Annotated in this window: 21 protein-coding genes and 2 riboswitches; of the genes, 11 read left to right on the top strand and 10 right to left on the bottom strand. The window is 42.0% G+C overall.

Features of this window, described 5'->3' with window-relative positions; translation table 11 throughout:
• Positions 1 to 2: 2 nt before the first annotated feature.
• Entirely contained in the window at positions 3 to 659 is a 657-nt protein-coding gene (locus ACQCT5_RS18395) for a potassium channel family protein (RefSeq protein WP_499643947.1), read from the bottom strand.
• Positions 660 to 738: 79 nt separating this feature from the next.
• Positions 739 to 884, bottom strand: a riboswitch (cyclic di-AMP (ydaO/yuaA leader).
• 314 nt (positions 885 to 1,198) lie between these two features.
• A complete protein-coding gene (locus ACQCT5_RS18390) occupies positions 1,199 to 1,693 on the bottom strand; it encodes a hypothetical protein (RefSeq protein WP_499643945.1) in 495 nt (164 codons plus the stop codon).
• Between the two features lie 198 nt (positions 1,694 to 1,891).
• Here ACQCT5_RS18390 and ACQCT5_RS18385 point away from each other — a divergent pair, with 198 nt between their 5' ends.
• The 5 genes from ACQCT5_RS18385 to ACQCT5_RS18365 all read left to right on the top strand — a co-directional run bounded on the left by ACQCT5_RS18385 (position 1,892) and on the right by ACQCT5_RS18365 (position 6,109).
• Complete coding sequence (locus ACQCT5_RS18385; protein ID WP_499643943.1) at positions 1,892 to 2,029, top strand: hypothetical protein; 138 nt, start codon at positions 1,892 to 1,894, stop codon at positions 2,027 to 2,029.
• A gap of 24 nt (positions 2,030 to 2,053) precedes the next feature.
• Positions 2,054 to 3,007 carry a calcium/sodium antiporter gene (locus ACQCT5_RS18380; protein ID WP_499643941.1) on the top strand — a complete coding sequence of 318 codons (954 nt, stop codon included), beginning with the start codon at positions 2,054 to 2,056 and terminating at the stop codon, positions 3,005 to 3,007.
• Positions 3,008 to 3,019: 12 nt separating this feature from the next.
• Positions 3,020 to 3,835 carry an undecaprenyl-diphosphate phosphatase gene (locus ACQCT5_RS18375; RefSeq protein WP_499643939.1) on the top strand — a complete coding sequence of 272 codons (816 nt, stop codon included), beginning with the start codon at positions 3,020 to 3,022 and terminating at the stop codon, positions 3,833 to 3,835.
• Between the two features lie 178 nt (positions 3,836 to 4,013).
• Positions 4,014 to 4,571: a tyrosine-type recombinase/integrase gene (locus tag ACQCT5_RS18370; protein ID WP_499643937.1), complete on the top strand. Its 558-nt coding sequence runs from the start codon at positions 4,014 to 4,016 to the stop codon at positions 4,569 to 4,571.
• Positions 4,572 to 4,588: 17 nt separating this feature from the next.
• Entirely contained in the window at positions 4,589 to 6,109 is a 1,521-nt protein-coding gene (locus ACQCT5_RS18365) for a potassium/proton antiporter (protein ID WP_499643935.1), read from the top strand.
• Positions 6,110 to 6,539: 430 nt separating this feature from the next.
• Here ACQCT5_RS18365 and ACQCT5_RS18360 read toward each other — a convergent pair whose 3' ends face one another.
• The 4 genes from ACQCT5_RS18360 to ACQCT5_RS18345 form a co-directional block, all read right to left on the bottom strand.
• The gene (locus ACQCT5_RS18360) at positions 6,540 to 7,100 is read right to left on the bottom strand and encodes a hypothetical protein (protein ID WP_499643933.1); all 561 of its coding nucleotides are present in this window, start codon (positions 7,098 to 7,100) and stop codon (positions 6,540 to 6,542) included.
• Positions 7,101 to 7,240: 140 nt separating this feature from the next.
• The gene (locus ACQCT5_RS18355) at positions 7,241 to 8,770 is read right to left on the bottom strand and encodes a SulP family inorganic anion transporter (protein ID WP_499643931.1); all 1,530 of its coding nucleotides are present in this window, start codon (positions 8,768 to 8,770) and stop codon (positions 7,241 to 7,243) included.
• A 27-nt stretch (positions 8,771 to 8,797) separates the two neighbouring features.
• On the bottom strand, positions 8,798 to 9,388 hold the full coding sequence (locus ACQCT5_RS18350; protein WP_499643930.1) for a xanthine phosphoribosyltransferase: 591 nt from the start codon (positions 9,386 to 9,388) through the stop codon (positions 8,798 to 8,800).
• 137 nt (positions 9,389 to 9,525) lie between these two features.
• A riboswitch (purine riboswitch) is annotated at positions 9,526 to 9,627 on the bottom strand.
• Positions 9,628 to 9,796: 169 nt separating this feature from the next.
• Entirely contained in the window at positions 9,797 to 10,417 is a 621-nt protein-coding gene (locus ACQCT5_RS18345) for a hypothetical protein (RefSeq protein WP_499643928.1), read from the bottom strand.
• 256 nt (positions 10,418 to 10,673) lie between these two features.
• Here ACQCT5_RS18345 and ACQCT5_RS18340 point away from each other — a divergent pair, with 256 nt between their 5' ends.
• Both ACQCT5_RS18340 and ACQCT5_RS18335 read left to right on the top strand, forming a co-directional pair.
• Positions 10,674 to 11,654 carry a hypothetical protein gene (locus ACQCT5_RS18340; protein ID WP_499643926.1) on the top strand — a complete coding sequence of 327 codons (981 nt, stop codon included), beginning with the start codon at positions 10,674 to 10,676 and terminating at the stop codon, positions 11,652 to 11,654.
• A gap of 108 nt (positions 11,655 to 11,762) precedes the next feature.
• On the top strand, positions 11,763 to 12,164 hold the full coding sequence (locus ACQCT5_RS18335) for a DUF2500 domain-containing protein (protein WP_499643924.1): 402 nt from the start codon (positions 11,763 to 11,765) through the stop codon (positions 12,162 to 12,164).
• Positions 12,165 to 12,225: 61 nt separating this feature from the next.
• Here the strand turns inward: ACQCT5_RS18335 and ACQCT5_RS18330 are convergent, their stop codons facing one another.
• From ACQCT5_RS18330 to ACQCT5_RS18315, 4 genes are all read right to left on the bottom strand, one after another.
• Complete coding sequence (locus ACQCT5_RS18330) at positions 12,226 to 12,420, bottom strand: hypothetical protein (RefSeq protein ID WP_417897484.1); 195 nt, start codon at positions 12,418 to 12,420, stop codon at positions 12,226 to 12,228.
• A 226-nt stretch (positions 12,421 to 12,646) separates the two neighbouring features.
• Entirely contained in the window at positions 12,647 to 13,312 is a 666-nt protein-coding gene (locus ACQCT5_RS18325; RefSeq protein ID WP_499643922.1) for a hypothetical protein, read from the bottom strand.
• A gap of 57 nt (positions 13,313 to 13,369) precedes the next feature.
• Complete coding sequence (locus tag ACQCT5_RS18320; RefSeq protein WP_499643920.1) at positions 13,370 to 13,792, bottom strand: hypothetical protein; 423 nt, start codon at positions 13,790 to 13,792, stop codon at positions 13,370 to 13,372.
• 324 nt (positions 13,793 to 14,116) lie between these two features.
• Complete coding sequence (locus ACQCT5_RS18315) at positions 14,117 to 14,473, bottom strand: hypothetical protein (protein ID WP_499643918.1); 357 nt, start codon at positions 14,471 to 14,473, stop codon at positions 14,117 to 14,119.
• 174 nt (positions 14,474 to 14,647) lie between these two features.
• Between ACQCT5_RS18315 and uptA the strand changes: the two genes are divergently transcribed.
• The 4 genes from uptA (at position 14,648) to ACQCT5_RS18295 (ending at position 18,229) form a co-directional block, all read left to right on the top strand.
• Positions 14,648 to 15,232: an undecaprenyl phosphate transporter UptA gene (uptA, locus tag ACQCT5_RS18310; RefSeq protein ID WP_499643916.1), complete on the top strand. Its 585-nt coding sequence runs from the start codon at positions 14,648 to 14,650 to the stop codon at positions 15,230 to 15,232.
• A 14-nt stretch (positions 15,233 to 15,246) separates the two neighbouring features.
• Entirely contained in the window at positions 15,247 to 16,026 is a 780-nt protein-coding gene (locus ACQCT5_RS18305; protein ID WP_499643914.1) for an undecaprenyl-diphosphate phosphatase, read from the top strand.
• A gap of 89 nt (positions 16,027 to 16,115) precedes the next feature.
• Positions 16,116 to 17,801 (top strand): DUF2339 domain-containing protein, encoded by a 1,686-nt coding sequence (locus ACQCT5_RS18300; RefSeq protein ID WP_499643912.1) that lies wholly within the window; start codon positions 16,116 to 16,118, stop codon positions 17,799 to 17,801.
• Between the two features lie 167 nt (positions 17,802 to 17,968).
• Positions 17,969 to 18,229, top strand: a complete 261-nt coding sequence (locus ACQCT5_RS18295; protein WP_499643910.1) for a hypothetical protein — start codon at positions 17,969 to 17,971, stop codon at positions 18,227 to 18,229.
• Positions 18,230 to 18,409: the final 180 nt, after the last annotated feature.

The following is an 18,409-nucleotide window of genomic DNA, read 5'->3' as shown; positions in this document are numbered from 1 at the left end:
CGTTACACTCCTGTCTCCTCAAAACGGTGGATATCTTCATTTCTTCCTAAAATGATCATCAGATCTCCTTCACGGATCACTTCATCAGCGGCCGGTGAAAGAATGATGTCTCCGTCCCGTTGTATGCCAATTAAGGTACAACCATACTTGGCACGTATATCCAGCTCCATCAAATTCCTATTCGCCACCTTTTGGGTTGCATATAATTCTGCAATACAATGGTTATCCGAAAGCTCGATGTAGTCGATGATTTTATCGGAGACGACATGGTGAGCAATTCTTTTTGCCATATCGCGCTCCGGTTGGATGATGCGATCGACTCCAATTTTTTCAAGAACTTTTTGGTGATATTTATTGTTCGCTTTTACCCACACTTTTTTTAATCCCATCTCCTTTAACAGGAGGCTGCAGAGGATGCTGGATTCGATATCATCCCCCATGGATACGATGGCGTGATCGAAATTTCTGATGCCAAGCGAATTCAGTGTGGCCTCATCTATTGCATTTGCTTGTACAGCATGGGTCGCATAAGGACTGATCTTGTTGATGTTTTCCTCGTCTTTGTCGATTGCAAGCACCTCAACACCCAGAGTGGAAAACTCTTCTACGATGCTGCCTCCGAATCGTCCCAATCCAATTACGACAAACTGCTTTTTCATGTTAGTTCCTTCTCCCTTTGAACATAAAAAGACCATTCCTTGACAACACAAAGAATGGTCCGGTCGTTCATAATTTAGACCCTTCTCTCAATAAGCTTACGAGGTTAGCTGTCGGATTAGAGGATGAGAGTCCTCTTCGCATATCTGCGATTCACCCCAAGATAATGAAAAAGTCCATTATCAATATGGTTCCCCCGCTCTTAAAAGATTAAGCAATAGGTTTATATGTTTCTGTATGATGTAATATAATTTACTCCCCTTTTTCATGTTCGTCAATACGTTTTTTTGTAAAATTTATATGAAGAAAGAATTAGGCATTTGGAGAGTCATTTGAGGATAGGGAATGTAAGACTACCCAGAAAATAAGTGTGTGATCTGTTTAACACCCTGTTGATTTCCGTTCTAGGTGGCAGCGACGAGGAGGCTCCACAAACGCCCAGCGGAAAGCGCAGCCTAGTGCGGAAATCAACAGCGGTGTTTTATCATGACAAAATATTAAAAAGGCCTCTCCACATATCGTGGGAGGCTTAGAATGTAACTTATTCCTTGGAACTGCGGATTTTCCGTTGGTAGAAGATGAAGATCGGAAGAGGAATGACGATCCAGCCGAAGCTTTTAATCAGCGTGTTCCACGCTCTTTCCTTGTTGCGTTCTTTATCCTGTTTCACCACCATTTCGTACTCCTTAAGCAGGTCCTCTTCGTCTATTTCAGGGGTGGAAATCGGTTTTCCATTTTCATCGTATTTGGTCTTGTTGGCAATTTTCATTTCCTTGTATTCCATGTAGCTTTGATAATAGCTTGGTGGAGAAACGATATCCGCGATTGCCATGAAGGCGGCGACACTTCCTCCGATGGTCATCATTAAGGTCATGAACAGAATCAAATAGTAATATACCACTCTAATCATGCTTGCACCTCGATTTTTGTCTGAAGTAGTTTTTCTTGCATAGCTTCCTGCCATGAAAAGACAGAAACCCAATAAAACAAGTATCAAAAATGGGATGAATAAAGCTGCTATACTCATGCTGATCATGCAGTCCCCCTTTCTTACTACTAGGATATTGTGATTATTGGAGTAATAGACGCACTGTAAAGTGAGGAACTTGCAAAACTTATTGTGAAAAGTATACACTTAAACAGGAAATGCCAAAGTTGGAAGTGCGTAAGAATGGATATGGAATACCACCGTTGTTAAAAGGGCATTTTATAGAGGGGATAAGGCAGCAGCCTTTTGTACATTTATAAAGGCCATGCAGCCTATTTGTACGTGGAAGTAGGAGACGAACAGCTATTCATTAATGCTGAATCAGAATCCGATACACTAAAATGGTTCGAACAACTCGTACAAAATTTGGAGTCGGCCAACTAATACAATGAAAAGGAATCGAATATTATGACATATGTACTTCTTGTAGTAGGCTTTGCATTATTAATTAAAGGAGCAGATTTTTTCGTGGAAGGTGCTTCCAAAATAGCATCCATTCTGCGAGTTTCTCCGCTCTTGATCGGACTGACCATCGTTGCATTTGGGACAAGTGCACCTGAGGCTACCGTGAGTATTTTGGCAGCAATGGAAGGTAATGCGGATGTTGCACTTGGGAATGTGATTGGAAGTAATATCTTCAATATCACCTTTGTGGTAGGTGTGACAGCTCTGATATTCCCACTATTGGTTGAAAGCAACACTATAAGAAAAGAAATTCCTTTTACTCTTTTAGGGAGTGTTGTATTACTTGTTGTGATAAGTGATATTGCTCTTCAGGGCTTAAATTCAAATCTCATAACAAGAAGTGATGGATTAATTTTTCTCTTGATTTTTACAGTGTTTATGTACTATATATTTGAAGTTGCCAGAAATAATCGTGAGCAGAGCAAAGCAGAGGACATCGTTGAAAAAAGTCCATGGATGAAAAATGCAATCCGTACAGTCCTGGGACTTGCAGCCATTATTTTTGGAGGAGATTTAGTGGTACGTAACACTTCAGAGATTGCCGTATCTCTTGGAATGAGTGAAACGTTGGTGGGATTGACGATCGTGGCTGTGGGGACTTCCTTGCCTGAATTGGTGACATCTGTTACGGCGGCCGTAAAGAAGCAAAGTGAGATTGCCCTAGGTAACATTGTAGGCAGTAACATTTTTAATATCCTATTTGTCCTAGGAGCATCATCTGTGATTGCTCCATTACCTGTGAATGATAAAATATTTGCTGATATTTTTATTTTGTTGTTTTTGACAGTAGTCCTCCTTATCTTTTCCCGTACAAGATACCGTATCGGTAAGATAGAGGGTAGTATCCTTGCCATCGCTTATGTGATATATTTAATCTTTATCATCTTAAGAAATTGAGGTTTATTGTTTATGGAAGAAATTTTGTTGTTGTTTAAATATTTATTATTAGGAATTTTCCAGGGGATCACCGAACCGATTCCCATTTCATCAAGTGGCCATGTCATGATTCTTCAGGAACTGTTAGGAATGAGAATGGAAGGGCTGACCTTTGAAATAGTCGTGAATTTTGCATCATTGCTTGCAATCCTGGTCATTTATCGTGAGTCCATCTCTCAACTTTTCTTTGGTGCAACAAGATACTTGGTCAAAAGGGATGAAGCGGATAAGGCTGATTTCCGATTCTCGCTATATCTTATTATTGCAACCATTCCGGCAGGTGTAATTGGTGTGCTGTTTGGCGATTGGATTGCCGCACGGCTCGATGATAACATTAAGATAATTGGAGTTACCCTTCTTGTCACAGGGGTTGCCTTATTCTTGATACGAAATCTGCGAGGCAGAAAGAATGATGCGGAGCTATCCCTAAAAGATGCCATCATCATCGGATTGGCCCAGGCTGTTGCCCTGATTCCCGGAATCAGCAGATCAGGTGCGACCATTGTTGCCGCAATGGGACTTGGCATGAAGCAGGAAACTGCATTAAAGTTCTCGTTTTTACTATTCATTCCTGTCAGTGTAGGAAGCATCATTTTAGCAGTTTCCGATCTCATCAAAACCCCGAACCTCGGAGAGCTTGCCCTGCCATATACATTGGCATTCCTGGGTTCACTGGTTGCTTCCTATTTTTCTTTGAAGTGGTTCATGAACATCATGGCGAAAGGAAATCTTGTCTACTTTTCCATCTACTGTTTTATCGTCGGAACTCTAGTAATACTATTTTTATAGATTGTAGGATAGAAGAAGCCTTTCACTTAGGGGCTTCTTTTTTATTGCTGAACTACCAGATAGTTGGTGTTGTTTAAATTATCTGAAATTATTTATCTCGAATTGAGCAAATAAATAAAATGTTACATATACATATGCTATAATAGAGTTAAGTAACATTAGGAGGTGTGTTTTAGGAATGGAGTATGTGGAGGCCTTAAAGGATAAACACTATATACATGCGATGAAAGAGTATCTTCATAAGCATTCATTAAGGGATAACCTATTTTTTGTAATGGGCATTAATATGGGGCTTCGTGTAAGCGAGCTGCTTCAGCTTAAGGTTCAGGATGTAGTGGAAGGAGAGGAAAGCATCAAGGAGTTCTACTCAGGCAAAGATGATTATTCTCCTTCCATCTATATCAACAATCAGGTAAGAGCGGCATTGACTTCCTATCTTCAAACAGTGGAGATGAAGCCGCATGATTATCTATTTAAATCAAAAAAATGTGCATTACCCATAACTCGCCAGCAAGCGTATCGGATCATTAACCATGCCGCCAAGGAAGTAGGTGTGCCAGGAAAAGTTGGGACGCATACGCTTCGCAAGACATTTGGCTATCACGCTTATCATAGCGGCGTTGCAATATCCATCCTTCAAATGTATTTCCACCATACAACACCTTCTGAAACACTTCGATATCTGGGCATCAAAAAAGCTGAAAACACATTGGTCAAGATCGATGTGAACTTATAGATTTAAGGGGGGAGACGATGATTTCTGGATCCTTTAATGTAGACTATTTTATTTTATTGATTGCAATGTTATTGATTGTTGGTGTCCTGACTACAAAATTCTCTGCCAGAATGGGTGTTCCTGCGCTTGTTCTCTTTATTATCGTAGGGATGGTTGCAGGTAGTGACGGACTTGGATTCATCTATTTTGATAATGCAAAATACGCCCAGCTGATCGGTGTATTTGCCCTTGTCATTATCCTGTTCGAGGGTGGTTTGCAAACCAAATGGAAGATAGTGAAACCTGTCATCATCCCATCCTTATCGTTGGCAACTTTTGGTGTAATCCTTACTACAACTATCGTGGCATTGGCTGCAAAGCTGATATTGGACGTGACGATGCTTGAGGCGTTCCTGTTCGGAGCCATCGTTGGTTCCACAGATGCGGCAGCCGTTTTTGCAGTGCTGAAGGGGCAGAATATCAAAGAACGCATGGGAGCGACCCTTGAAGCGGAGTCAGGTACCAATGATCCGATGGCTGTCTTCCTGACATTGGCATTCATCGAACTGATACTTGCACCTGAACCGAGCTATCTCGGATTTATCGGCAACTTTTTCTGGCAAATGGGATTCGGATTACTCCTTGGATTACTGTTAGGAAAGTTTGCTTCCTATGCCATCAACACAATTAATCTTGACTCGAGTGGACTCTATCCGGTCTTTGCGATGGCATTTGCGCTACTCACTTATAGTGCCGCAGCATTGATGGGGGCAAGTGGCCTGCTTGCTGTTTATGTGGCCGCTCTCATCATCGGGAATAGCGAACTGACGTATCGCCACTCCATCTTCCGATTTAACGAAGGATTTGCATGGATGATGCAGATACTCATGTTTATCATTCTGGGACTATTGGTTTTCCCAGGACAGCTGTTTCAGTTTGATATTATGATGAAAGGGTTGCTGATTTCCTTTGTGCTTATTCTTGTGGCAAGACCCGTGGCGGTATTCCTATCCACCATCGGTATGGATTTTGATACAAAGGAAAAGGTGTTCCTATCATGGGCAGGTTTGCGGGGAGCTGTTCCAATTGTCCTTGCCACTTTTCCGATGCTTGCAGGAATTCCGAACAGCCAACTATTTTTCAATGTGGTATTTTTCGTTGTATTGACATCCACCCTGGTTCAGGGGTCCACCATCACCATGCTTGCCGCCAAGCTGAAACTGATGGGTCCCAAAAAGGTTTCGCCTCCTCATTCCCTGGAGCTCGTTTCCATTGGAAAAGCTAATGCGGAGATTATTGAGGTGGAAGTGGAGGACAATGCAAAAATCATCGGTCAGTCTCTGGCGGATATCAAGTTCCCGGAAAATACGCTGATCAATGCCATCATCCGTTCGGACATACTTGTGACACCATCTGGAGATACCGTGATTCGCGAAAAGGATTTTCTTTATATATTAACTTCGAGAAAAAGTAAAAAGAAGCTTGAGGAGTTTTTGAAGGAAAAGAAAGTGGATGATGAGGATCATTACGGTTCTGAGCAATTAAAAATGAAAATGTAGAGCATGAAGAGCCAGGTTTTCTCTGAGAGGGGGATGACCTGGTTTTTTGATTTTTGAGTAGCGGGGTTTAGGGACGACTACGTTATGCGGTTTTGAGACCACGAAAACGGGAAGAAGGAGGAATGGTGGTGTCAAAATGCGGTTTTGAGACCACGAAAACGTGAAGAAGGAGGAATGGCGGTGTCAAAATGCGGTTTTGAGACCACGAAAACGAGAAGAAGGAGGAATGGTGGTGTCAAAATGCGGTTTTGGGACCACAATAGTGGGGAGATGGGGAAATGGCGGTGTCATATATATTTTTTTACTTACACAAACTCATTCGAACACAAGAAGACCAGTTCAACAGCACTGGTCTTTTCTGTTATTTTCCTAGATTAATATGAAGAGAGGTGTTTTGGGCAGCTTATGCTCCTCCCATTCATTCAACGAGTTAATTATTACCCTCTATATCTCCATAATTGTTCCCATAGTTTGGTCCGTATCCGCCACTGAACCCAGGACCACCGCCGCCGAACCCGGGACCACCGCCGCCGAACCCGGGACCACCGCCACTGAACCCGGGACCACCGCCACTGAACCCAGGACCACCGCCACTGAACCCGGGACCACCGCCACTGAACCCAGGACCACCGCCACTGAATCCGGGACCACCGCCACTGAACCCAGGACCACCGCCACCGAACCCAGGGCCACCGCCACTGAACCCAGGACCACCAAAGCCAATTCCAGGGCCAACTCCATAACCAGGGAAGCCACCATAACCAACGGGATACCCTCCGTATCCTCCACCGAATGGCCCGCCAAATTGATTAAATAGTGCACTGCCGACAAGCCCTCCGACTAATCCACCAATCAGAGGAAATCCAAAACCTCCAAATCCACCGATTCTGCCAGGACCGCCAAATCCACCAAAACCTCCTGGCCCACCGAATCCTACTCCTCTAGAACGGAATGACAAGGGTGGGGGACCATTCCAACGATGTGCTATCATAATTCTCCTCCTCTCGCTTAGGTCTACTAAGTATTCTATGTACAAATGTCCAATCGGTGCCCGACCCATAAACCCACCATAATATCCATACAAAAAGACAGCTCCTCCAAGAAAGAGAAGCTGTCTACCACCATCAAAGGTTAAGAAGCGATATGCTGCTGTTTTACTAGAATCTTTTTGTCCGCCTCCACAGTAATTGAAGCATGCTGATATGCACAATAGACCAAGAACACAGAGACAAGCATATAGCCAATTGCAAACTCCGGTGAGGCATTGAATGCAAGCTTTGGTGCATGCATGAAGCCTACGAAAGAAAGAAGTGCTCCAACAAGTGAAAAGACGGCAGCTTTCCTGAACTGCTGATCGATTACATAAACCGTGATGGAGCCTAACACAATAGCCGTAAACATCGCCCCTTGACCGAGTGGAACGATACCTTCAGAAATGCCTGCCACCACTTCGCCAGCAGCATTATTGAAGCGTGTCATCACGTAGTTTGCAAAATAAGGGAGCATGGCAATTGCCACTGCCGGGAAGTATTTCTTTTCATTGGATTGAAAGGCAGTTGCCACCATGGAAATCCCGACGAACACTAGAATTGGGGCAACGGCTGCCAACGGGATGATGGCTGCCATTGCAGCGATGACTCCTGTTACTGCTGCCAAGCCAAATACAATTGCATTCAGGATGCTGTAGCCTCGACCTGCTCCCATCCACTTTGAACCTACCGTTGCAATATATACGGTTGTAGGGAAAAGTCCACCGAATACTGCACCAAGCATGGTTCCGACACCATCCACAGCTTGACATTCACGCACATCATAGGAATCTCCTGCAGCAGACATGGCATCGACGTTGTTCATCGTTTCAATCGCATTATATAAAGTGATCGGTAGAATGATGGCTAAAAGACCGATTAGAGTACCGAACAAATAAGTCATTCCATCAAATGCTGCAAGTGTTGGCAATAATGGGTAAAAGCCGATGTTCGCAAGACCTTCATTTATTTTTCCGGGAGATTGATAGCCCAAAGTGAAAGCAAGAATGGTACCGATGATTACTGCAAATAAAGAGGATGGGATATTAAACGGCATGGACATCTTTCCGACAACCCCAACGATGATAATGACAAGTGCAACCAGACCCACTACCGGGATGGAAAAGGTGTTGAACAGCATTTCACCTGCGATAAATGTCAGGGCAACCCCCGCAAGTGCTCCGAGCATGGCAGCTCTGGGAAGCTGATTGCGTACCCAATTGCCTGTAAAGCTTACCAAGGTTTCCACAAGTCCGCTCAGGAAAGCGGCTCCCACTGCAATTTTCCATGCAAGTTCAGGATCGCCCGTCAGTGTTTTTGCTGGTACGAGAACACCGAATAAAAAGACGAACATGACAGGCGTACTAATCCCATAGGAGAGGGCGGTCACATCTGTCCGGCCTTCTTTTTGTGCCAGACGGTTTGCCATGTAAGCATAATAGAGATTTCCAACCATCACGGCTACAGCAGCACCCGGAATGACTTTTCCGAATACAATGCTGGCAGGAAAGCCCAAGCCTAGCATGGTAACAGCGATGATGACGAAGTTTGCCAGGTTATTTTGAAAAAGAGCAATAAATGCATCTGTGTCTTCTTTTTTATACCAAGGGTAGTTGACCGTTTTTGTGGACATACACAATACCTCCAAATAGAAATTTTATTAGCTATGGACAGCGTCTTTATGAAGAAAAGTAACGGTTTCATTTTCCAAGCTTTCAATCCTTGCCAGCGATTCAACACGGTAGCCTGCTGATACCAGCTTTTCTCTGCCAGGCTGAAAGGATTTTTCTATGACAATCCCAATACCTGCTACAGTCGCACCAGCCTGTTTCACTACATCAACCAAGCCAAGTGCTGCCTGACCATTTGCCAGGAAGTCATCAATGATCAGAACGGTGTCATCCTCATGCAGAAATTCTTTGGCAACGGTAATTTCACTCGTTTCCTGTTTGGTGAAGGAATAGACGCTGCTCGTATATAGATTATCCTGAAGAGTGAGAGATTTCTTTTTTCTGGCAAAAACCAGTGGTACTTCGAGCTCATGAGCGGCGAAAAAACTCGGTGCGATTCCTGATGATTCGATCGTAATGACCTTGGTGATACCACAATCATTAAATCTATGTGCAAATTCCTTTCCAATCTTGATCATTAGACCGGTATCTATCTGATGGTTTAAAAAGGAGTTAACCTTCAGTACCCCACCGGGAAGAACAGTGCCTTTTTCTTGAATGGCGTTTTTCAATGCTTCCATCTCGTTTCCTCCTAAAAATGAATAAATAAAAACCCGAAAGCTGGTTGGCACTGTACTACAAGTGACCACCAGACTTTCGGGTTTAATGGAAAATAAACAATACAAGCGCAGCAGGTAATGACTGTTGCTGACTTGTACCATGTCAGGGTATCACCCGTAGTCAAGCCATTTACGGTAGCTTGGTAGAGACTTGTAGGCCATATTCCCACTATTATACGAGTTTCTAATATGAATTTGTTTGGATTATGTAGCGATTATATCGGAAAACTCGATAAAAAGATACCCCTGAAAAGCAAAAAGCGAATTAAAATATAAAAACAAGTAAAATAATTCGGTTTCTGAACGACTAGAGAAAGTGGATAAGAAAAAAACGCTCCAGTGAAAAAAAGAATCACCGGGAGCGTTTTTTTACGCATCAATCGCATCTTTAAGCTTTTTCATTTCCATCATCAAGTCTACTTTTTCCAGCTTGTACTCCTTGGCAATATCGCGGAAGGATTGACCATCTTCCTTTTTCTTCAGCACATCTTTCAGCTCCACTCCTGCAAGCTTTGAGACAATGGAAGCTTTTACGAGAGTATGAAGCTTTGCACCATCCTCAAGGTAACCATTCAACTCAGCTTCCTCTTTACCGAGGTAAGTTGCTAAGTATGGCATTACCTTGTCCTTATTTTTCTCCAGATAGAGGTGGTGTTTTTTCCAGTCATGATGATGCTTTACTTTAGTGGGGTCCAAGCCGAAATGAGAGGCAGTTTCTTCCCATGACTTGCCTTTTTGATGGAATGCAAGGATCTCTTTCGCCTCTATATCAGCCCCTTTTGAAAGCTTCAGGGCAACAAAGATATCATGCTTGGAATAGCCAAGCTTGATCAGTTCTTCCACCTTTTCTTTTTCTCCGGCTTCCCATTCCATTTTATGTTTATGATGCTCTGCTGGGTGATTGGCGTGATCCTCAGCATGGACCAAAGAATATGCTCCGACTGTGGATAAAAGCCAGCAAGTAATCAAACTGAATGCTAATTTCTTCAACAGATACCCTCCTTAAGATTGATCTTTCTTAATTTGTCCAAATTATATTAAAAAATGCAATAATTTCCTTATTCCCAACGTGCTTTTCCCATCTGAGGAAAGTCATCTGTGGGAATTACGAATTAAAGTCCAAATTGAGTTAGGACTTTCCCAATAGCTACCGAAGAAAACTTGTTCTATGATAGAAGATGAGGATATAGAACTAAGAAAAGTAATTTTTTTCTAAAAATATGGATCTTGCAGAGGGGGAGATTGCTTGAGAAAAGTAGCAGTGCTCGTTTTTTTCATTAGCATTATCGCAGTTGCAGCGGGTATTGTTCACCATTATGACATCTACTCCATACAGCACTCCGAAGCAGACATACAATACTTTCTTCATGAATGGTATAAAGAAGATGAGCCTTTATTGCTGGAGATACACACCATCGATAAATCCACCACCGTTATTGCAACCTACTTACATAAAAAAGATACCATCGGTGCGATGATTTTTGAAAAAGGAATGAACCGGCAATTAAAGCTGAAGAGCGTTCTGGATAATCAAGCTTTCTATTCAGAGATTGTTGAAACGAATAAAGGGACCTATGCTTTTTTTCTTGGGGAAAACCGTGAATTGGCCATTAAGACCATTATTACTGATATTAGGGGAGAAAACGAAATAAAGAAAATAACAGTACCTCCTCAGAGTTATTTTTCTAAGATTGAAAAAGCGGAATCCTTCATAAAGAGCGGAGCTTCTCCCATTTACTATTACAAAACACTACAGGGAGCTTTAGATGCTTCATTGGATCATGCGGGGATGGAGCTATTGTTTATGGATAGAGTGAATCAAACCTATATGCTTCATTCCCTTGAGAATAGTAGTTTGAACACTGTTTTGGGAAGCTTTGAACTTGTAGAGGAAGGCTATCGAATAGCTCCTGCAAAAGAAAGGGATACCTATTCGATGGAGGGAGAAAAGACTTTTTGCTTTGAAGAAAAACAGGTGAAAAGTGCAGATGGTGAGCTGAACTATATTCATGGGCTGATCCCGAATATGGGGGAAGTGCAAAAAGTGGTGTTGGAGGTGGAGCTCGAGGATGAGATGATTTTCCAGGCCGCAAGCGATGTGAAAAATCAGCAATTTCTCCTGCATGTTGAAATCCCTGAACACATTCTCAAAGAAGGGAAAGTGGTAAGGAAATTTCATCTTTATGATAGTGAGGGGAAATTTCTGGGGACGGAATGGAAATTATGAGGGGAAATTTTTGGTTGGAGAGCTGGAAATCCAGCTTCTTTTTTTTCGGAACTTTCCCAGTCTACATTACGTATATTCGATGTAGAGGTACTTAAAGGAGGAGTATTTATGATGACAGACAATATGGGGATGCCGGGTGGATTTTTTACTGGGGATTTTCTTTTTCAGCTTTTTCCGATCTTTTTTATCATCGTTCTCGGAATCATTCTATTTTCTTTTTTTCGTGGTATCAAAGAGTGGAACAACAATAATCAGCAGCCGAAACTGAGTGTAGCAGCAATTCTCATAGCCAAACGGACAAGGGTAAGAAGACATGGGGGAACTCATCACAATAATAATCATCATCATTCTCACACAGCCACTGATTATTTCTGCACATTCGAGGTGGAAAGCGGGGACAGGATGGAATTCATGGTGAAGGAAGGTGTTTTTGGCTTATTGGCAGAGGGTGATAAAGGGAAATTGACTTTTCAGGGTACAAGATTTCTTGATTTTGAAAGAAGAACGTGATTTGTCCAATACTTGATTTTTACATGCAAAGACCGCACCTATTGATAATAAAAGGTGCGGTCTAGCTCTTTGCCGGTTCTTCACTTGTATAAATATGTTTGTATACGGAAATGTTTTGCAGAATACTGATAACCATCAAGGCAAACATTACCCAAAAGTAACCGATGTCTTGTATGACAAATGCTATGACCGAGGCAACTAGCATTAAGAAGCTTGCCATGATGCTGATAACAAAGATAATTTTACTTAACCTCAACAGTCCATCCCCCGTCCATGTATGAATTATAAAAATTGGAAAAATGTATGTAACGGTTTATAGCCAAAAAATATAATAATTGCACGTTTACTATTATACACGATATAGATATGTCTCTTCATTACATTTTTGTAAAAACTAACTTTAACAATGGCTAACCTTATAACGTAAGTGAAAGCTTGAAAGTTCTAATATTCTTGAAAAAAATGAGCTTAGAAAGAATGAGTTAAGATTCGTTGATTTTCACGAGTTCGTGAATGTCTTTCAAATATTCCGCTTCTGTTTCATGACGTATCCAACCGACCTGTGGTGCAAAAGTGGATGTCCCTTTACGGATAATCTTTCCCTCTTTATCCTTTTCTTCAAAATCAATGACAATGGTTTGGTTGAAGGTTTTTGCCGGTGTTTCCAAGGTAGAATCAATGGAGCGAATGTGATAGGAGATGGACACGCCCAAATCTTCGAGATTTTCTGTCCATTTGCTTCCAACCTCAAGAGGATATGCGATGATTTTCGTCTTTTGAAATTTTTTTATATCATTGGCAGTCCAATCTTTAGGGAAATCCTCTGATAGAACCATATATCCATAAATTCCGTCCTTCAGTTCTTCATAAAAATTATTGGTTTCGGAAATTTCTGTTGAATCCAGCTTTTGAACCGTTTTAACCTGAACAATTTTGCTATCCGGTACTTCGCTGTATAGCACACGATATTCCGTATGCTCTTTATCTTCCACATAACGCAAAAAAGTATAGTCTCCTGATACCGGCAGCAGGGGAGCCTTTTCTGCTTGCCCTTTATCTGCGGAAGGATCTATATTCTTTGTGCTGCATCCAGCAAGCAAGGTTACACTAACACAATAAGCGAAAAGGAGTAGGTGACATTTTCTCATTTTTTGCTCCTCCAAAATAGATAGATATTGTTAGTGTAACCATTTTTCATTATTACATTATAGGGTCACCCCTAATTGCTTTAAAAACGGGATGGGATCCTCCTTAAAGTAGTAAAACATCGGATTCTTTTTCTGCTCATCAAAAAGAAGCATATAGGGCCGTTCCCCGTTTGGAAAAATGAAGATGACTTCTTTCACAGGGTCCTTGACCAGAATATTGTTAAGATTTATTGTGGAATCGAATGGAACCTTGACCATGATACCTGATCTCGGTGTCGCGTTTATCTTGGGAAAAAGGGATTCAACACTTCTCACTAGCCTGATGGCCTCATTTTTTTTATCTTCATCAAGTGGAATGGACTTTACCACCTTGCTTTGTGCTACGTCAAATACTTCTATTTGAATATCCGTCTGGGCAAAGGTCTGTTGGCAAAGAATCAAGCAGACCGAAAAAAGAAGGAGTGAAATTTTTTTCATCATTATTCACCTCTTCTTTAGTATGCACTGCCCCATTCCATTTATCAGTCTTCGTGCCCCAAAAATCGGTAGCCTACATATAAGATGATCATGCAAACTAAGGTTATCGCAAGTAGATCATATCCTACACAAAAGCTTTGGATGCAAAAAGAGTCCATCTTCATTCCCCCATCCTATTAATGACAGCTTCATATCTTCACGCTTGATAAAGTGTATGGGTGCATGCGAACGCTCAGCACCAGAATGAAAGAAAACGCTTACAATTAGTGGATAATAAAAGGTCGAGCCGTCAGGGGATGAAGCTTCAAACCCTTTGGTCGACCACTTTTATTCCTCTTTTTCCTTTTCCTCTTGTATCAGCTCTTCAAGAAGTGCTACCGCTTCTTCTTTATCATAAGTGAACATAATCATATCGTCCGTCAAATAACCAGTGTATTCGAAAATGGCATAGGCAGGAGTCTGCTCAAAGTTGTAACGGGAGTACTGTTCATTAGCTTTCTCAAGCCCAACAATCACTTCACCATTTCTTAATATCAAATCGATATCTTTTATTTCAGAGAGAGAAGCATCCTCTTGCTGTTCTACCACTTCTACAAAGGAATATCGCTGCTTGATTTCAGGAGGTTGGCCACATGCTGTAAGAAAAAGGAGGAACACAGAGAGAAGAAACAACTTCTTCATCATCGGTCACCTCATTAAATTTGACAATCATATATACGATTCGACAAAAAATAAGGAAATCCTCTTTGATTTCCAAAAACTTTTCGATAGCAGGAAGCTTGTTTCTTTTTTATGGTGATTATTAAGGACTTGCTTTCATACATATAAAGGACAACAACCAAAAAAGAGGCGTGATTTATGGAGCATTTCTTTCTATCGGTTTTTGAGCTTTTTACTGGATTGGGTGTACTTGGTATTGCACTTGGATTGATGATTGAAATTATCCCCAGTGAAATTGTGCTTGGATATGGGGGGTACTTGATTTCCAAAGGTGAGGTAGGATTTCTTGCCGCTACAATAGCCGGGGTAGTGGGAGGAACACTTGCCCAGCTCTTTTTATACTGGGCTGGGAGCATTGGCGGTAGGCCGTTTCTCGAAAAGTATGGAAAGTTTGTATTTATCCATCAGAAGCATCTTGATGTATCGGAAAGATGGTTTCAGGAATATGGACCCATCGTCATTTTTACGGCACGTTTCATTCCTGTAGTAAGGCACGCCATCTCCATCCCCGCTGGTATTGCGAAAATGAGGTTTCTCCCTTTTTTATTTTATACGGTAGCAGCGGTGATACCTTGGACCATTCTTTTTTTATTTCTGGGATTCCAGCTTGGGGAGAATTGGCGGGAAATCAAACAGGTCGCACAGCCTTTGATCATTCCGATCATGATCCTGATCATTCTTGGTGCCATCACTTATTTTGTGTTCGATCGTAAGAGAGGGTAGAGGGGGGAGCTATTTTGTCTAAAATAGAGGCATTCATACTTGGCATCATTCAAGGGTTGACAGAGTTCCTGCCAATTTCAAGTACAGGACATCTGTATTTGGGCAGAAATATTTTTGGGCTACAGGAAGCAGGCCTCTTACTTGATACCATGCTGCACTTTGGTACGTTGGTCGCCGTATTGTACTTTTACAGGGAAGAGTTTGCAAAAATTATCCGCAACCCCTTTCATAAGCTTTCCTTTCTATTAATTATTGGGACCATTCCGGCGGTTGTCATTGGCTTGACCTTCAAAGACTATTTCGAGGAGATTTCCAAAACTGGCGCAACAATCGGGTGGGAATTTCTGATCACAGGAGCTTTTCTATGGTTTGCAGACAGCATCAAACAAGGCGCTAAGAAAATGGAGGATATCTCTTGGAAGGATGCACTGTTCATCGGTTCCTTTCAGGCTGCCGCGATTTTTCCTGCCATATCACGATCTGGGCTGACGATTGTGGCCGGATTATTCCGGAAGCTCGACCGGGAAACAGCGGCCTATTTCTCCTTTCTGTTATCCACCCCAGCCATTGCGGGTGCTGTATTCCTGCAGACTGTGGAGGTCGCGCAGACAGGTAAAGAGGATATTTCTCTATTGGCCTTAATGGTCGGCATACTTTCCTCCTGCCTTTTTGGCTATTTTGCCGTCAAATGGATGATCAATTATTTGAAAAAGCACTCCTTGCGCATGTTTGCGGTTTACGTATGGATATTGGGCATTTCCATCATTGCCCTGCAGTATTTTAAATTGTTCTAGTTGTTGACAGGCACATTTCTAATAGTAAGATAGAGTTATGGTTGTAATTACCAATTGTAATGCCAAGGTCTTAATATTGGAGTGAGTATATGGATCAGGATTCAAAAATGCGCGAACTGGAAGAGAAGTTGAAAGCCTTGGAACAAGAGCTATCACTTTTACAATCGAAGGTGAAGAATATAGAGGAGAGGCAAGTTGAGGCTGGTTTCAGAAAAGTGCCGATCAAGCAAGCTGCGCCTATTCCACATTCAGATAAAAGCGGACGGCAGGAATTGGTTATCGATAAAAATGCGATATCTGAACATTTTAAAACAGAACCGAGGGACTGGGAAAAGATCCTGCTGCAAACCTGGCTTCCCCGTATTTTCATTTTCGTATTTATTGTCGGGGTGGTATGGGGGTTTAAAGCGGCGTCTGATTATGGCTGGTTAAATGATTGGGTCAAGATTAGCCTTGGCTATCTTACATCAGCGGCTTTGCTGTTTATCGGATACAAGCAGATGCATCATAAGCGGGAAGTATTGGGGCAGGTCCTGCTTGGCGGCGGCATATCGGTGCTGATTCTTGCCACTTTTGCCATGCATAGCCTATACGGAATGATTGGACCGATCCTGGCCTTTATCCTTCAGGTGATATGGATCATTGGCGGCGTCTGGTTAACGACGCGATTTTCGTCTCAAGCATTGGCAATCATCAGTGTGGTTGGCGGATTCTTGGTACCGTTTTTGATTGAGAGCAGCAATCCGTCCATCTACATATTCGTCGGATATGAAACGGTGCTGTTCCTTGTATTTTTGTATCTTGCCATACAGCTTAGGTTTATATATTTGTATGTGGCTTCCTTTTTATTATTAAATGGGGCTTTACTTTTTTATTATGCATTTTCTCCGGAAGTGGAAGGAAGCTATCTGCTGCCGACTGCCATTATCATTCAGCATGCAGTACTACTATATTTCTTCCTGACAACAGAGCATTTCACGAAGGTACAGGCAGGCACAGTATTTAGTAGTGTGTTTGTTACGTACACATGGGTGTATGGCATATTCCAGGACCTTTCCATTACCCTTTATCTGCTTTTTGGGATAGGAACATATGCAGTATTGAGTTTCCTATGGAAGCAGCAGAAGCATAAAGTCGATCAGCTTGCAATTAACGGATTATTGTTTATGTTCTTCTTTTTCTTCCATTACTTTTCAGATGAATATTTGGGAGCATTGCTTCTGCTCCAGGGTATCGGGGCGTTTTATGCAGCTTTCAAATATAATAGCTTGGCGAGTAAGGTGCTATCCGTATTTATCTTCCTGATAGGGACGATGATGGTCTTGGTGGATCCAATTTTGGAACCTTTATCCTTCGAGACGGTGCAGTGGCTGATTTTATTGATGACGTTTATACTCGGGATCCTGGTTGTCTGGCAGTTTAATCAGGATCTGCAGACACGGACGTTGACCATTGGCGGCCTGCTATTCACCTTCTTTTCGTTGGTATTCGTCACACAGCTTACGATGGCGATGACAAATGATCTGGCCTATGAAAATCAGACATTGTGGCTAAGCTTTGCCTGGATGACCCAAGCCGTGGTTTTCATTGGATTGGGCATATGGAAGAGGTTCAATCTTGCAAAATATATCGGTGTGGGATTATTGGTATTGACGCTTGTAAAGCTGATTTTGCTTGATCTGCCATTTATTTCAATCCAGTTTAAAGCGATTCTGTTTATTGCGTTGGGGTTGATTGGGTTGATAGCTTCGAGGGTGTTCTATAAAAAGAAATAAAGTGGAGAGCCTGCAGCTGGATGGTGATATAATCCAGCTGCGGGCTCATCTATTAGAAGAGTATATTGAATCAACAAAAAGCGGCTTTTCTCGAAAAATTCTGTTAAAATGAATTTATACATACATAAAACTCTTTATTTTTCGCACCGAATCAAGGGGGAAGGTCGATGTTCAAGGATATAAAATCACGAAATAAGCCATTCGTTGTACTGCAGCTGCTTTTGTTTTTTTCTGGACTGATTTTGGGTGGTATTGGTGTTTACACAGATAGTACATTGTATCTCGGATGGATGTTCTGTCTGGTGAGCCTGGCATTTCTCATGAGAGGCCTGGAAGTCTGGCTCTCACACAAACAGCAGTATATCGGCTATGTGGTGTTGGGGGTAGTGTATCTGGGTGTATCCATATTCTTTTATCCTGTTTGGTGACTAAATTCGCATACATTGTGCTTTTGACGTATCCAATGTAAACACGTAAAAGAACTTGCTTTCGTGCTCTTTTTCCATGTAATCAATTTATTTTCTTTGATTAATACAGGGATGAAAGCTGTAAAAAATCCAAAAGCCGATTTTTTACAGACATAAGCAACAAACTTTACAAAAAGAGCC

It is taken from the genome of Sutcliffiella halmapala, assembly GCF_050107295.1.
GTDB lineage: Bacteria > Bacillota > Bacilli > Bacillales > Bacillaceae_I > Sutcliffiella_A > Sutcliffiella_A halmapala_A.
This window is presented reverse-complemented; position numbering and strand designations above follow the sequence as displayed.